Raw genomic sequence first — 13,407 nt, forward strand, 5'->3', positions numbered from 1 at the left:
GCCCGCTGTGGCCTTTACAGCTTCGCGAGCCGTTCGAGCGCGGTGGCGAGCGTGCTTTCCTGCTTCGCAAAGCAGAAGCGCACGACGCCCGATTCGTGCGGCTCGTGATAGAACGCCGATACCGGAATCGCCGCGACGCCGATTTCCGCCGTCAGCCACTTCGAGAATTCCGCCTCAGGCAGGTCGCTGATCGCCGAATAGTCGACGCACTGGAAATACGTGCCGGAGCAAGGCAGCAGCTTGAAGCGCGTGCGTTCGAGGCCGGCGCGGAAGAAGTCGCGCTTCTGCTGGTAGAAGCCGGCGAGCGTCAGGTACGGCGCCGGGTCGCGCAGGTAGTCGGCAAGCCCGAACTGCATCGGCGTGTTCACCGTGAACACATTGAATTGGTGAACCTTGCGGAACTCGGCGCTGAGCGCGGCCGGCGCGGCGACGTAGCCGACTTTCCAGCCCGTCACGTGATAGGTCTTGCCGAAGCTCGACACGATGAAGCTGCGCGCGGCCAGCTCCGGATAGCGGGCGACGCTCTCGTGGCGCGCGCCGTCATACACCATGTGCTCGTACACCTCGTCCGACAGGATCAGCAGGTTGGTGCCGCGCACGATCTCCTCGAGCTTGCGCATGTCCGCCTCGCGCCACACGGTGCCGGTCGGGTTGTGCGGCGTGTTGATCAGGATCATGCGCGTCTTCGGCGTGATCGCAGCCGCGAGGCGATCGAACGGGATTGCATAGTCGGGCGCTTCCAGCGTGACGAACACCGGCTTGCCGCCGGCGAGTTCGATCGACGGCAGGTAGCTGTCGTAGGTCGGCTCGACGACGATCACCTCGTCGCCCGGGTGCACCGCGCACAGGATCGCGGTCAGCAGCGCCTGCGTCGCGCCGGCCGTCACCGTGATTTCGGTCGCCGGATCGTAGCGGCGCCCGTACACCTGCGCGATCTTGTCGGCGATCGCATCGCGCAGCGGCGCGACGCCCGCCATCGGCGGATACTGGTTGTGGCCGTCGCGCATCGCGGCGGCCACCGCGTCGACGATGCGCGGATCGCAATCGAAATCCGGAAAGCCCTGGCCGAGGTTGACCGCGCCTTTCTCGGCGGCGAGCGCGCTCATGACCGTGAAGATCGTCGTGCCGACGTTCGGCAGACGCGAGGGGAAAGCGGGAGTCGTAGGCATGTCAAAGGGAGCGTTCATCGGTGTGGCTGTCGAGAGTGAAGGGCGCGGCGCGCGTCAGGCCGGCGTGGCGTCGAGCGCGCAGGCTTCGGTGAACGGCGCGGGCTGGGCGATCCGGAAGCCGAAGTCGCGTGCGGTGCGTTTGGCGAGCTTCAGCAGCGCCCGGTCCTTCGACACGAGCCATTCGGCCTGCGCGGCGCGCGCCAGTTCGAGAAATTTCTGGTCGTCGCGATCCTTGCATTTCGGCAGCGGCGGCGCGTCGGCCGCGACAGGCGGTGGTTCGACCCGTTGCGTGAGGCGCGCGACGATTTCGAGTGCGGCGGCCTTGTCGACCGCGCGCGCCTGGAATTGCGGATAGTCGAGCACGTGTTCGAGCTCGGTCAGGCAGCGCCCGTCGATCAGCGCGACGAGGGCGCCGCGTTCCAGTGCGGCGCGGATCGGGCGTGTGGCGGGATCGTCGAAGACGAGAATGTCGATCCAGACATTCGAATCGAGCACGACGCGGCATTCTGCACGCGGGGCGAGGGAGCTGGGCATTCGTTACAATCGGTGGTTTTCGTCTGACCGCTCGGCACGGCGTGCCAGCGAGCCTCTATGATAATCGTTCTCTCCCCCGCGAAATCCCTCGACTACGACACCCCCGCTCATGTCCAGGCTTATACCGAGCCGGCGTTCGTCGACGATGCGTCGGAATTGATCGACGGCCTGCGCAGGTTGTCGCCGCAGGACATCGCGACGCTGATGGACATTTCCGATCCGCTCGCGCGCCTGAACTTCCAGCGTTACGCCGACTGGTCGCGCACCTTTTCGCCGGCGAACGCGAAGCAGGCGGTGCTCGCATTCAACGGCGACGTCTACGAGGGATTCGACGCGAAGTCGCTGTCGGCGGCGGATCTCGATTACGCGCAGCAGCATGTGCGCGTGCTGTCGGGCCTGTACGGGCTGCTGCGTCCGCTCGACCTGCTGCAGCCGTACCGGCTCGAGATGGGCACGCGTTTCGCGAACGCCCGCGGCAAGGATCTGTATGCGTTCTGGGGCGACCGGATCACCCGCGCGCTGAACGAACAGCTGGAAGCACGCAGCGGCGCGTCGCGCGTGTTGATCAATTGCGCGTCGACCGAGTATTTCAAGTCGGTCAGGCCGAAGCAACTGGCTGCCCCGGTCGTCACGCCGGTGTTCGAGGACTGGAAGGGCGGCCGCTACAAGATCATCAGCTTCCACGCGAAGCGCGCACGCGGCCTGATGGCGCGCTATATCGTGGAGCACCGCGTCGCCGAGCCGCTGGCGCTGAAGGCGTTTGCGGTGGAAGGCTATGCGTTCGACGAAGCAGCGTCGAACGATTCGACCTACGTATATCGCCGGCGAATCGGCGAGTGACCGGCCTGCGGTTCACGAGACCGACGGCGTGGCTTTGCATGGGACAGGAGAAACGATGACCCTTTCGATCACCAGTAATTTCGACGCCGGCGCGATCGACGTCGTGTCGTGCGAGCAGCCGGACGCGATCCGTCTGCGCGTGCGCGGCGACAACCAGGCCGAATTCGCTCAGTGGTTCTACTACCGCGTGACGGGCGCGCGCGGCGAGCGGTGCGTGATGACGTTCGAGAACGCGGCCGAGTGCGCATACCCGTCGGGCTGGCGCAACTACCATGCGGTCGCGAGCTACGACCGGGTCGACTGGTTCCGCGTGCCGACGACTTTCGACGGCAAGACGATGACGATCGACCATACGCCCGAGTTCGACAGCATCTACTACGCGTATTTCGAGCCGTATTCGGAGGAGCGTCATGCGGCGTTCCTTGGTGCGGTTCAGCAATTGCCGCAGGCGAGCGTGACCGAGCTCGGCCGGACCGTCGAAGGGCGGCCGATGTCGCTGCTGACGCTCGGTGCGCCCGACACGGACGATGCGCCGAAGAAGAAGGTGTGGATCATCGCGCGCCAGCATCCGGGCGAGACGATGGCCGAGTGGTTCGTCGAAGGGCTCGTCAAGCGCCTTGCCGGATGGGGCGACTGGGCCGGCGATCCGGTCGCGCGCAAGCTCTACGACCACGCAACGTTCTACATCGTGCCGAACATGAATCCGGACGGCAGCGTGCACGGCAACCTTCGGACCAATGCCGCCGGCGCGAACCTGAATCGCGAATGGATGGAGCCGGATGCCGCGCGCAGCCCCGAGGTGCTGGTCGTGCGTGACGCGATCCATGCGATCGGCTGCGACCTGTTCTTCGACGTCCACGGCGACGAGGATTTGCCGTACGTATTCGTCGCGGGCTCGGAAATGCTGCCGAGCTTCACCGAGCAGCAGGGCAAGGAGCAGGCGGCGTTCATCGACGCGTTCAAGGTGGCGAGCCCCGACTTCCAGGACGAGCACGGCTACGCGGCGAGCAAGTACAAGGAGGACGCGCTCAAGCTTGCGTCCAAGTACATCGGGCATCGGTTCGGCTGCCTGTCGCTGACGCTCGAGATGCCGTTCAAGGACAACGCGAACCTGCCCGACGAGCGCGTCGGCTGGAGCGGCGAACGCAGTGCTGCGCTCGGCGCGGCGATGCTGGCGGCGATCCTGCGGCACGTCGAGACGTTCGCGTAAGCACGGATCCGCGGGGAAAGAAAAAGCCGGGCCATCGCTGGATGCCCCGGCTTTTTTGCGTCTGGCGTCGTCGCGCGGCGCGTCAGGACTTCTTCGCCGTCGATTTCTTCTTCACGGCCTTCTTCTGGGTCGTGGATTTCTTCGTTGCGACGGCTTTCTTGCCGGTGCGGCTCGAAGATTTCGCCTTGGCCTTGCCTTTCGCGGACGTCTTGCCCTTGAATTTCTTCGTCGTCGGCGCGGGCCGCTCGACACGCGGCTTCAGCGGCGGGACCGGATCGTTCCAGCTGAACGCGAGCATCTGCTGGCCGACGTAGCCGCAGCGGAATTTCAGCGGCGCCGGTTCGCCGCCGCCGTTGCGGATGCCGAGCCCTTCGACGGTGACGATGTTGTCGACCTTGACGCGCTGCTTGCCCTGGTCGAACGCGTCGTTCCACGGCGTGACCACTGCATTGCCGCTTTCGAACGCGTTGGGCGGGAAGTCGACGCGATCGAACGCGCTCGATGTGCTGGCGATGAAACTGCCGTGCGCCGCGCAGTCCGCGACAAGCGGGTCGGCGTGCATGTCGTTGACGAATTTGCTGATCAGTTCGGAGCGCTGGTCGAGGAGGTCCGCGAGAACCGGCGCCGGAAGCGCAAGCGACAGACCCGTGACACAGGCTGCCAGCTTGCCGAACGCTCTGAGAATCCGGAGCGAGGCGGGTGAGCTGTCCATCTGGTTATTGGTGAGGAGCGAATGAGACATCGGGCACGTATAGATGCCCGATGAAGATCAGGAGTTCAATCTTAGCGCAAAAAAGTTGCGCGACAGTAGACGGCGCCCTCTCCTGCGTCGCAGATGCGAAGTGGCGACGCACGCGCGGGACAGTGCAACCGGCGCACTCACGCGCGCGGTCCGCCGAGGCGGTAACGGCGGACGTCAAAGGTCGTGACCCAGGCCGGGCGATAGACGGCGATCAACGCCGTCGCCATGCCGGTGAACCACGCTTCGCCGAGCGCGAGCAGGGCCGTGTTCCACAGATAGCCGGACGGGATGACGACGGGCATGCCGTCCGCAAGTGCGAGCTGCACGCCGGCCGCGGCCGCGGCGACCGTGACGATCGCGATCGCCGGCGAAATGAAGCCCTGGCCGATGATGAACGACGACAGATTGTGCGGCAGCCACGCGATCGCGGCGCGCTGCAGCAGCGACGACACGGCGACGGGCAACGCGCCATAGACCAGATAGGTCAGCCCGATGCCGTGCCACGGCGCGTCGAAGATGATCGCGGCCACCACCGTCACGGCGCCCATCGCGATCAGCGCGAGAGTCCAGTCGAATAATGTGACGAGCAAGGTCGCGCCGAGCAGGTGCATGACGAGCCCGTCTTCGAGCCATGCGTTCGATGCCCACAGCACCGTGATCGCCGTGACGAGCGCGAGCCAGACGTGCTGGAGTGTCGCGTCCTGAAGCCGGACGAACGGCCGCTTCCAGATCGCCAGCGCGAGCAGGATCGCGGCGGCGATCCAGCCACCGACGCCAACCCATAGCGGAAGCGGTGTGAAGAGAAAACCCATGCGTTCATATTACTCGTTGAACATCAAAGGTGGGAATCCGTACGCGCCGATCGTCGCGATTGCGAGACTGTCCGGCTAGCGATCGCGCCGGTAGCGGGCAGGCGGTTCGGCGGCGTGCAGTGTGTTGCGCAAGCCGTCGTTGGCGGCCGGCGGCGGGTATTTGCGGTCGTCGCGCACGGCGCGTAGCGGGAGCGGCCCGCGCTCGCCCAGCGCCGGCTTGCGCGCGCTGTCGCGCGGCGCCAGCAGGACTTCGAGGTGTGGCGACAGCCAGCCGTTGTAGATCGCGACCGCGGCGGCGCGATTGGCTGCCCCGAGTTGCTGGAAGATGCTGGCGAGATGGATCTTCACCGTGCCTTCGCTGATGCCGAGCGTGCGCGCGATCATCTTGTTGGTGCTGCCCATGTGAACGAAGCGCATGATCTGCGCCTGTCGCGGTGACAGGAGCCGGGCTGCCGGGCGGCGGGGGATCTTGCCGGCGAGGGCCTGGAAGTGAGCGTCTTGCCGAGCCGTGACCGGCGCCGGCTGCAGGTTGAGGGCGATCGGAGGGACGTAGTGCCCGCCGAGCAGCACCAGTTCGAGCGCGCGGACGATCAAATGTGGCCGCGTGGCGCGGGGGATTACGCCAGCGACGCCGTAATTGAAGAGCCGACGGACCACCTCCGGCGTGGCCTCGTCGATCAGGACCGCGGCCGGTGACGGCGCACAGGCGCTGCAAAGCGCCTGGAGCTCGCTGAGCCGACCGACGTCCTGCCAGTCGATCGCGATCAGGTCGAAATGCTCGCTGCGCAGCAACTGGCGGGCCTGGAAGCTGTCGGGCGCATCGTTGTACCCGGCGTGGCGATCGATCTGTCGCAACAAAGCCTTCAGCCCGTCACGCCGCTCCGCGTCTGAACTTAACACCAGGAACCGCATAATCTTCCTCCGTAAGGGGGTTGCACAATGAGCTACCGGCGTTATGCCTTGAGCCAGATCATGACAAATACCTTACACGATGTCTGCTTGGCCGAAAGGCTTAGGAAAAGTCAGAAAGTTTTTGGGACGTAAAAAAAGCCGCCCCGGCGGCAACCGGGAGCGGCTTTCGACGAACGGTTATTCGGCCGATATTCGTCAGTGGAAGTGCGGTTGTGAGGGCGACGCATCCTCCGGCATTTCGGCGTGGACGATCTCGCCGAGCGGGTCTGCATACAGCGGTACACCGCAGTCGTCGCAGTATTCCGGTTCGAAGCGGCCCGCGTGCCGGCGGATGTCCGTCACGCCGCATTCCTTGAGCAGACTGACGATTTCCTCGAGCGGCCCCTCGATCGGCAAGTCGCCTTCGAGCGCGGCATTGTCGATTGCCACGTCGCCGTTTTCGCGGCCGTAGAGCGGCCAGACGACGCCGTAAATCACGTCGTTGTTGCCGCGCCGCGTGAAGCCGACGCGGTACTCGTCGATGCGGCGTTCGCCGAAGCCCGCGACCACGGCGCGCAGTTCCTGCGGCGCTGCACCAAGTGTGTCGAATAGATAACGGATGGCCGTTCGGACGGTGTGCGGGCGAATGCGTTCGTCGGCATCGCGGCATGCGGAATAGTACGCGTCCGGAAGCAGGCACTCGAATTCGCAGCCTGGCAGCGCGATGGCGAGGTTCGGGCCGCCTTGCGCAGTCCATTGTTCGAGGCACTGGCCGCGCTCGATCCGGGATCCGTGTTCTTCTTCCTGCCAGCGGAACAGCGGGGCGCCTGCCGGTGCGGCCACGACGGCCAGCAGGAAGCGCGGATCGGCCAGGATCGGCGAAGTCTCGGGCAGGTCGCCGAAGCTGAGCTTGGCGGCATGCTGGCCGAGCGCGGCGTGCGCGAGCTGCTGGGCGAGCCGATAGGTTTCGACGTGATGCCGCGGCAACTGGTCGATGCTATAGAGGAACGGCGCCAGCCCGACGAGCGTGTCGTTCGCGAGCACGTGCGCCTGCAGATGCGCGCGCAGCGCGTCGGCGGTGTCGGTCTTCAGTGGGCCCGACGGGATCATGTAGCGCGTCCAGGCCAGCACGGGCACGGCGATCAGCAGCGCGTCATAGGGCTTGCCGTCGTGTTCGATCACCATCGACTCGCTGTGGGTCTCGGCCATGTCGGCGAGCGCACCGTACGCGTCGGGATGGTTTTGCTGAAGATGATCGAGTGCCGCGTCGAGCGTGGTCTGGTTGCCATTGCGAACGATCTTGGCGAGCAGCGCGTCGAGCTTCGCTTCCCAGAAGCGATCCTCGATGCGGCTGCCGGAGGCGAAGAGCGCAAGCGACAGGCCGACCAGTTTGTCGGCATCAGGGGGGAGACGTTTGGCGATTCGCTGGCGCATATTAAATTCGTATAGAAAGGGGCGAAGAACCTCACATTCTAGTCCGTTCTTTGCGCCATAAGCGGCCTCGCTGCGCGGTAGGGTTGCACGGTGGAATCGATGGGCAGGAAAAAAAGTGCATCAAACCCCTTGCGCATCTCGTGGGAGGTGCCTAGAATCACGCCTCTTTCGCGCTAACGGCAACGCAGCGCGGAAGGGGGAAGCGGAGTTGGTCGGATGCCTGTAGGGCGCCCGGCCGGCGCAGGAAGATGAACCCCGCAGTCGCAACGAAGTAGTTAAAAAAGTTGTTGACGAACTGCGAAACAGTGTTCATAATCTCGTTTCTCTGCTGCTGACAACGCAGCGCTGCTGAGAAAGAAGAATTTCTCGCAGAAACGTTCTTTAAAAATTAACAGCCGATAAGTGTGGGCGCTTGATGGCAGCGAACCGATCCTCGGATCGGATAGCAAAAGTATCAAGAGTCTCACACTAAAGTAAGTCAGGTTTATGAAGCAATTCATATACCTGTCAGCTTTGAGTGAGCGACCGGTTCTTAACGGAACCGAAAACAGTAACAGGTTTGAACTGAAGAGTTTGATCCTGGCTCAGATTGAACGCTGGCGGCATGCCTTACACATGCAAGTCGAACGGCAGCACGGGTGCTTGCACCTGGTGGCGAGTGGCGAACGGGTGAGTAATACATCGGAACATGTCCTGTAGTGGGGGATAGCCCGGCGAAAGCCGGATTAATACCGCATACGATCTAAGGATGAAAGCGGGGGACCTTCGGGCCTCGCGCTATAGGGTTGGCCGATGGCTGATTAGCTAGTTGGTGGGGTAAAGGCCTACCAAGGCGACGATCAGTAGCTGGTCTGAGAGGACGACCAGCCACACTGGGACTGAGACACGGCCCAGACTCCTACGGGAGGCAGCAGTGGGGAATTTTGGACAATGGGCGAAAGCCTGATCCAGCAATGCCGCGTGTGTGAAGAAGGCCTTCGGGTTGTAAAGCACTTTTGTCCGGAAAGAAATCCTTGGTCCTAATATGGCCGGGGGATGACGGTACCGGAAGAATAAGCGCCGGCTAACTACGTGCCAGCAGCCGCGGTAATACGTAGGGTGCGAGCGTTAATCGGAATTACTGGGCGTAAAGCGTGCGCAGGCGGTTTGCTAAGACCGATGTGAAATCCCCGGCTCAACCTGGGAACTGCATTGGTGACTGGCAGGCTAGAGTATGGCAGAGGGGGGTAGAATTCCACGTGTAGCAGTGAAATGCGTAGAGATGTGGAGGAATACCGATGGCGAAGGCAGCCCCCTGGGCCAATACTGACGCTCATGCACGAAAGCGTGGGGAGCAAACAGGATTAGATACCCTGGTAGTCCACGCCCTAAACGATGTCAACTAGTTGTTGGGGATTCATTTCCTTAGTAACGTAGCTAACGCGTGAAGTTGACCGCCTGGGGAGTACGGTCGCAAGATTAAAACTCAAAGGAATTGACGGGGACCCGCACAAGCGGTGGATGATGTGGATTAATTCGATGCAACGCGAAAAACCTTACCTACCCTTGACATGGTCGGAATCCTGCCGAGAGGCGGGAGTGCTCGAAAGAGAACCGATACACAGGTGCTGCATGGCTGTCGTCAGCTCGTGTCGTGAGATGTTGGGTTAAGTCCCGCAACGAGCGCAACCCTTGTCCTTAGTTGCTACGCAAGAGCACTCTAGGGAGACTGCCGGTGACAAACCGGAGGAAGGTGGGGATGACGTCAAGTCCTCATGGCCCTTATGGGTAGGGCTTCACACGTCATACAATGGTCGGAACAGAGGGTTGCCAACCCGCGAGGGGGAGCTAATCCCAGAAAACCGATCGTAGTCCGGATTGCACTCTGCAACTCGAGTGCATGAAGCTGGAATCGCTAGTAATCGCGGATCAGCATGCCGCGGTGAATACGTTCCCGGGTCTTGTACACACCGCCCGTCACACCATGGGAGTGGGTTTTACCAGAAGTGGCTAGTCTAACCGCAAGGAGGACGGTCACCACGGTAGGATTCATGACTGGGGTGAAGTCGTAACAAGGTAGCCGTATCGGAAGGTGCGGCTGGATCACCTCCTTTCCAGAGCTATTCGCAAAGTTGAGCGCTCACGCTTATCGGCTGTAAATTAAGACAGACTCAGGGGTCTGTAGCTCAGTCGGTTAGAGCACCGTCTTGATAAGGCGGGGGTCGTTGGTTCGAATCCAACCAGACCCACCAATTGTCTGGCGGAACATACCTGAGGAAGTCTCTGTACATGGGGGCATAGCTCAGCTGGGAGAGCACCTGCTTTGCAAGCAGGGGGTCGTCGGTTCGATCCCGTCTGCCTCCACCAATTGCGATGATCGTTAGCGCTTCAGCGCTTACGAGCATCTCACTCCCGAAGGGAGCCCAATGGATAATGTTTGATGGGGTTCGAGAGAACAAAATCGAATATTACGCATTGGCGATTGAGCCAGTCAGAGTGATATGAGTAACACCATATCGGCTGTCGTTCTTTAACAATCTGGAAGAAGTAAGTAATTTGGATAGCGGAAGCGTCTTGAGATGGACGTGGAAACTATCCGGGTTGTGATTGTATCGATGTATCTCAAGATGATTCGAACTTAACGTTCGGCTCAATTGGAATACGGCACAACGCGAGAACTCAACCTGTAGCGGCTGTCGATGAGACAGACTCGTTATAGGGTCAAGCGAACAAGTGCATGTGGTGGATGCCTTGGCGATCACAGGCGATGAAGGACGCGGTAGCCTGCGAAAAGCTACGGGGAGCTGGCAAACGAGCTTTGATCCGTAGATGTCCGAATGGGGAAACCCGGCCCTTTTGGGTCATCCTAGACTGAATACATAGGTCTAGTGAAGCGAACGCGGTGAACTGAAACATCTAAGTAACCGCAGGAAAAGAAATCAACCGAGATTCCCAAAGTAGTGGCGAGCGAAATGGGATGAGCCTTGTACTCTTTATTTGTATTGTTAGCCGAACGCTCTGGAAAGTGCGGCCATAGCAGGTGATAGCCCTGTAGGCGAAAACAGTATGAAAGAACTAGGTGTACGACAAGTAGGGCGGGACACGTGAAATCCTGTCTGAAGATGGGGGGACCATCCTCCAAGGCTAAATACTCGTGATCGACCGATAGTGAACCAGTACCGTGAGGGAAAGGCGAAAAGAACCCCGGGAGGGGAGTGAAATAGATCCTGAAACCGCATGCATACAAACAGTCGGAGCCTCGTAAGGGGTGACGGCGTACCTTTTGTATAATGGGTCAGCGACTTACGTTCAGTAGCAAGCTTAACCATATAGGGCAGGCGTAGCGAAAGCGAGTCCGAATAGGGCGTTCAGTTGCTGGGCGTAGACCCGAAACCAGGTGATCTATCCATGGCCAGGATGAAGGTGCGGTAACACGTACTGGAGGTCCGAACCCACTAACGTTGAAAAGTTAGGGGATGAGCTGTGGATAGGGGTGAAAGGCTAAACAAACCTGGAAATAGCTGGTTCTCTCCGAAAACTATTTAGGTAGTGCCTCGTGTCTCACCTTCGGGGGTAGAGCACTGTCATGGTTGGGGGGTCTATTGCAGATTACCCCGCCATAGCAAACTCCGAATACCGAAGAGTGCAATCACGGGAGACAGACATCGGGTGCTAACGTCCGGTGTCAAGAGGGAAACAACCCAGACCGCCAGCTAAGGTCCCCAAATATAGCTAAGTGGGAAACGAAGTGGGAAGGCTAAAACAGTCAGGAGGTTGGCTTAGAAGCAGCCACCCTTTAAAGAAAGCGTAATAGCTCACTGATCGAGTCGTCCTGCGCGGAAGATGTAACGGGGCTAAGCTATATACCGAAGCTGCGGATGCGTGCTTGCACGCATGGTAGGAGAGCGTTCCGTAAGCCTGCGAAGGTGCCTTGTAAAGGGTGCTGGAGGTATCGGAAGTGCGAATGCTGACATGAGTAGCGATAAAGGGGGTGAAAGGCCCCCTCGCCGTAAGCCCAAGGTTTCCTACGCAACGTTCATCGGCGTAGGGTGAGTCGGCCCCTAAGGCGAGGCAGAAATGCGTAGCTGATGGGAAGCAGGTCAATATTCCTGCACCATTGTTAAATGCGATGGGGGGGACGGATCGCGGAAGGTTGTCCGGGTGTTGGAAGTCCCGGTCGCTGCATTGGAGAAGGCGCTTAGGCAAATCCGGGCGCAGGATTCAAGGGTGTGGCGCGAGCTTCTTAGGAAGCGAAGCAATTGGAAGTGGTTCCAAGAAAAGCCTCTAAGCTTCAGTTTAACAGTGACCGTACCGCAAACCGACACAGGTGGGCGAGATGAGTATTCTAAGGCGCTTGAGAGAACTCGGGAGAAGGAACTCGGCAAATTGGTACCGTAACTTCGGGATAAGGTACGCCCTTGTAGCTTGACTGGCCTGCGCCAGGAGGGTGAAGGGGTTGCAATAAACTGGTGGCTGCGACTGTTTAATAAAAACACAGCACTCTGCAAACACGAAAGTGGACGTATAGGGTGTGACGCCTGCCCGGTGCCGGAAGATTAAATGATGGGGTGCAAGCTCTTGATTGAAGTCCCGGTAAACGGCGGCCGTAACTATAACGGTCCTAAGGTAGCGAAATTCCTTGTCGGGTAAGTTCCGACCTGCACGAATGGCGTAACGATGGCCACACTGTCTCCTCCCGAGACCAGCGAAGTTGAAGTGATCTCCTTCAGCGAAGTTGAAGTGTTTGTGATGATGCAATCTACCCGCGGCTAGACGGAAAGACCCCATGAACCTTTACTGTAGCTTTGCATTGGACTTTGAACCGATCTGTGTAGGATAGGTGGGAGGCTATGAAACCGGAACGCTAGTTTCGGTGGAGCCGTCCTTGAAATACCACCCTGGTTTGTTTGAGGTTCTAACCTTGGCCCGTGATCCGGGTCGGGGACAGTGCATGGTAGGCAGTTTGACTGGGGCGGTCTCCTCCCAAAGCGTAACGGAGGAGTACGAAGGTACGCTAGGTACGGTCGGAAATCGTGCTGATAGTGCAATGGCATAAGCGTGCTTAACTGCGAGACCGACAAGTCGAGCAGGTGCGAAAGCAGGTCATAGTGATCCGGTGGTTCTGTATGGAAGGGCCATCGCTCAACGGATAAAAGGTACTCTGGGGATAACAGGCTGATACCGCCCAAGAGTTCATATCGACGGCGGTGTTTGGCACACCTCGATGTCGGCTCATCTCATCCTGGGGCTGTAGCCGGTCCCAAGGGTATGGCTGTTCGCCATTTAAAGAGGTACGTGAGCTGGGTTTAAAACGTCGTGAGACAGTTTGGTCCCTATCTGCCGTGGGCGTTGGATATTTGAAGGGGGCTGCTCCTAGTACGAGAGGACCGGAGTGGACGAACCTCTGGTGTACCGGTTGTGACGCCAGTCGCATCGCCGGGTAGCTATGTTCGGAAGAGATAACCGCTGAAAGCATCTAAGCGGGAAACTCGCCTTAAGATGAGATATCCCTGGAGGCTTGACCTCCTTGAAGGGTCGTTCGAGACCAGGACGTTGATAGGTCAGGTGTGTAAGCGCAGTAATGCGTTCAGCTAACTGATACTAATTGCCCGTAAGGCTTGATCCTATAACAAGTCTGTCTCGATAGCCGTTAGCGCTTCAGCGCTTACGGATATCGAGCGTCGAGTGCGAGGCACTCGACGTACTGCGGTTGAAGTACCGCGTATGTGTGTGAGTACAACTCACAACCCAACCAAGATTACTGCTTCTTCCCGGATTGGTCGCGCTGCGAAGCCG

At 60.2% G+C, this 13,407-nt stretch carries 8 protein-coding genes, 2 tRNA genes and 2 rRNA genes; 6 read left to right on the plus strand and 6 right to left on the minus strand.

Annotation, left to right across the window (positions count from 1 at the left end):
* Positions 1-14: 14 nt before the first annotated feature.
* Positions 15-1,187 (minus strand): pyridoxal phosphate-dependent aminotransferase, encoded by a 1,173-nt coding sequence (locus ABFO07_RS07350; RefSeq protein ID WP_059883892.1) that lies wholly within the window; start codon positions 1,185-1,187, stop codon positions 15-17.
* Between the two features lie 36 nt (positions 1,188-1,223).
* Entirely contained in the window at positions 1,224-1,703 is a 480-nt protein-coding gene (locus ABFO07_RS07355) for a putative toxin-antitoxin system toxin component, PIN family (RefSeq protein WP_059958142.1), read from the minus strand.
* Between the two features lie 57 nt (positions 1,704-1,760).
* Between ABFO07_RS07355 and yaaA the strand changes: the two genes are divergently transcribed.
* On the plus strand, positions 1,761-2,543 hold the full coding sequence (yaaA, locus tag ABFO07_RS07360; RefSeq protein WP_059566237.1) for a peroxide stress protein YaaA: 783 nt from the start codon (positions 1,761-1,763) through the stop codon (positions 2,541-2,543).
* Positions 2,544-2,598: 55 nt separating this feature from the next.
* Positions 2,599-3,753, plus strand: coding sequence for a M14 family metallopeptidase (locus tag ABFO07_RS07365; protein WP_060271190.1), 1,155 nt, complete (start codon positions 2,599-2,601; stop codon positions 3,751-3,753).
* Positions 3,754-3,835: 82 nt separating this feature from the next.
* Here the strand turns inward: ABFO07_RS07365 and ABFO07_RS07370 are convergent, their stop codons facing one another.
* From ABFO07_RS07370 to ABFO07_RS07385, 4 genes are all read right to left on the minus strand, one after another.
* A complete protein-coding gene (locus tag ABFO07_RS07370) occupies positions 3,836-4,495 on the minus strand; it encodes a BspC domain-containing protein (protein WP_060148807.1) in 660 nt (219 codons plus the stop codon).
* Between the two features lie 137 nt (positions 4,496-4,632).
* A complete protein-coding gene (locus ABFO07_RS07375) occupies positions 4,633-5,307 on the minus strand; it encodes an energy-coupling factor ABC transporter permease (RefSeq protein WP_059802015.1) in 675 nt (224 codons plus the stop codon).
* 75 nt (positions 5,308-5,382) lie between these two features.
* Complete coding sequence (locus tag ABFO07_RS07380) at positions 5,383-6,219, minus strand: response regulator transcription factor (RefSeq protein WP_059922570.1); 837 nt, start codon at positions 6,217-6,219, stop codon at positions 5,383-5,385.
* Positions 6,220-6,414: 195 nt separating this feature from the next.
* Positions 6,415-7,632, minus strand: a complete 1,218-nt coding sequence (locus ABFO07_RS07385; protein ID WP_059883887.1) for a DUF2863 family protein — start codon at positions 7,630-7,632, stop codon at positions 6,415-6,417.
* Between the two features lie 561 nt (positions 7,633-8,193).
* On the opposite strand from ABFO07_RS07385, the gene ABFO07_RS07390 reads away from it, so the two are divergent.
* The 4 genes from ABFO07_RS07390 to ABFO07_RS07405 all read left to right on the plus strand — a co-directional run bounded on the left by ABFO07_RS07390 (position 8,194) and on the right by ABFO07_RS07405 (position 13,237).
* Positions 8,194-9,725 (plus strand): 16S ribosomal RNA (locus ABFO07_RS07390).
* 61 nt (positions 9,726-9,786) lie between these two features.
* A tRNA-Ile gene (locus tag ABFO07_RS07395) sits at positions 9,787-9,863 on the plus strand.
* Between the two features lie 39 nt (positions 9,864-9,902).
* A tRNA-Ala gene (locus ABFO07_RS07400) sits at positions 9,903-9,978 on the plus strand.
* Positions 9,979-10,330: 352 nt separating this feature from the next.
* A 23S ribosomal RNA gene (locus tag ABFO07_RS07405) occupies positions 10,331-13,237 on the plus strand.
* Together the 16S and 23S rRNA genes with 2 tRNA genes alongside form the textbook arrangement of a ribosomal RNA operon.
* The last annotated feature ends 170 nt before the right edge of the window (positions 13,238-13,407 follow it).

Source organism: Burkholderia stagnalis (genome assembly GCF_039848545.1).
GTDB lineage: Bacteria > Pseudomonadota > Gammaproteobacteria > Burkholderiales > Burkholderiaceae > Burkholderia > Burkholderia stagnalis.

Coding starts and splice junctions, on each gene's coding strand:
- yaaA (WP_059566237.1), top strand. CDS start 1,761: ATGATAATCGTTCTCTCCCCCGCGAAATCCCTCGACTACGACACCCCC.
- ABFO07_RS07350 (WP_059883892.1), bottom strand. CDS start 1,187: ATGAACGCTCCCTTTGACATGCCTACGACTCCCGCTTTCCCCTCGCGT.
- ABFO07_RS07370 (WP_060148807.1), bottom strand. CDS start 4,495: ATGTCTCATTCGCTCCTCACCAATAACCAGATGGACAGCTCACCCGCC.
- ABFO07_RS07375 (WP_059802015.1), bottom strand. CDS start 5,307: ATGGGTTTTCTCTTCACACCGCTTCCGCTATGGGTTGGCGTCGGTGGC.
- ABFO07_RS07385 (WP_059883887.1), bottom strand. CDS start 7,632: ATGCGCCAGCGAATCGCCAAACGTCTCCCCCCTGATGCCGACAAACTG.
- ABFO07_RS07380 (WP_059922570.1), bottom strand. CDS start 6,219: ATGCGGTTCCTGGTGTTAAGTTCAGACGCGGAGCGGCGTGACGGGCTG.
- ABFO07_RS07355 (WP_059958142.1), bottom strand. CDS start 1,703: ATGCCCAGCTCCCTCGCCCCGCGTGCAGAATGCCGCGTCGTGCTCGAT.
- ABFO07_RS07365 (WP_060271190.1), top strand. CDS start 2,599: ATGACCCTTTCGATCACCAGTAATTTCGACGCCGGCGCGATCGACGTC.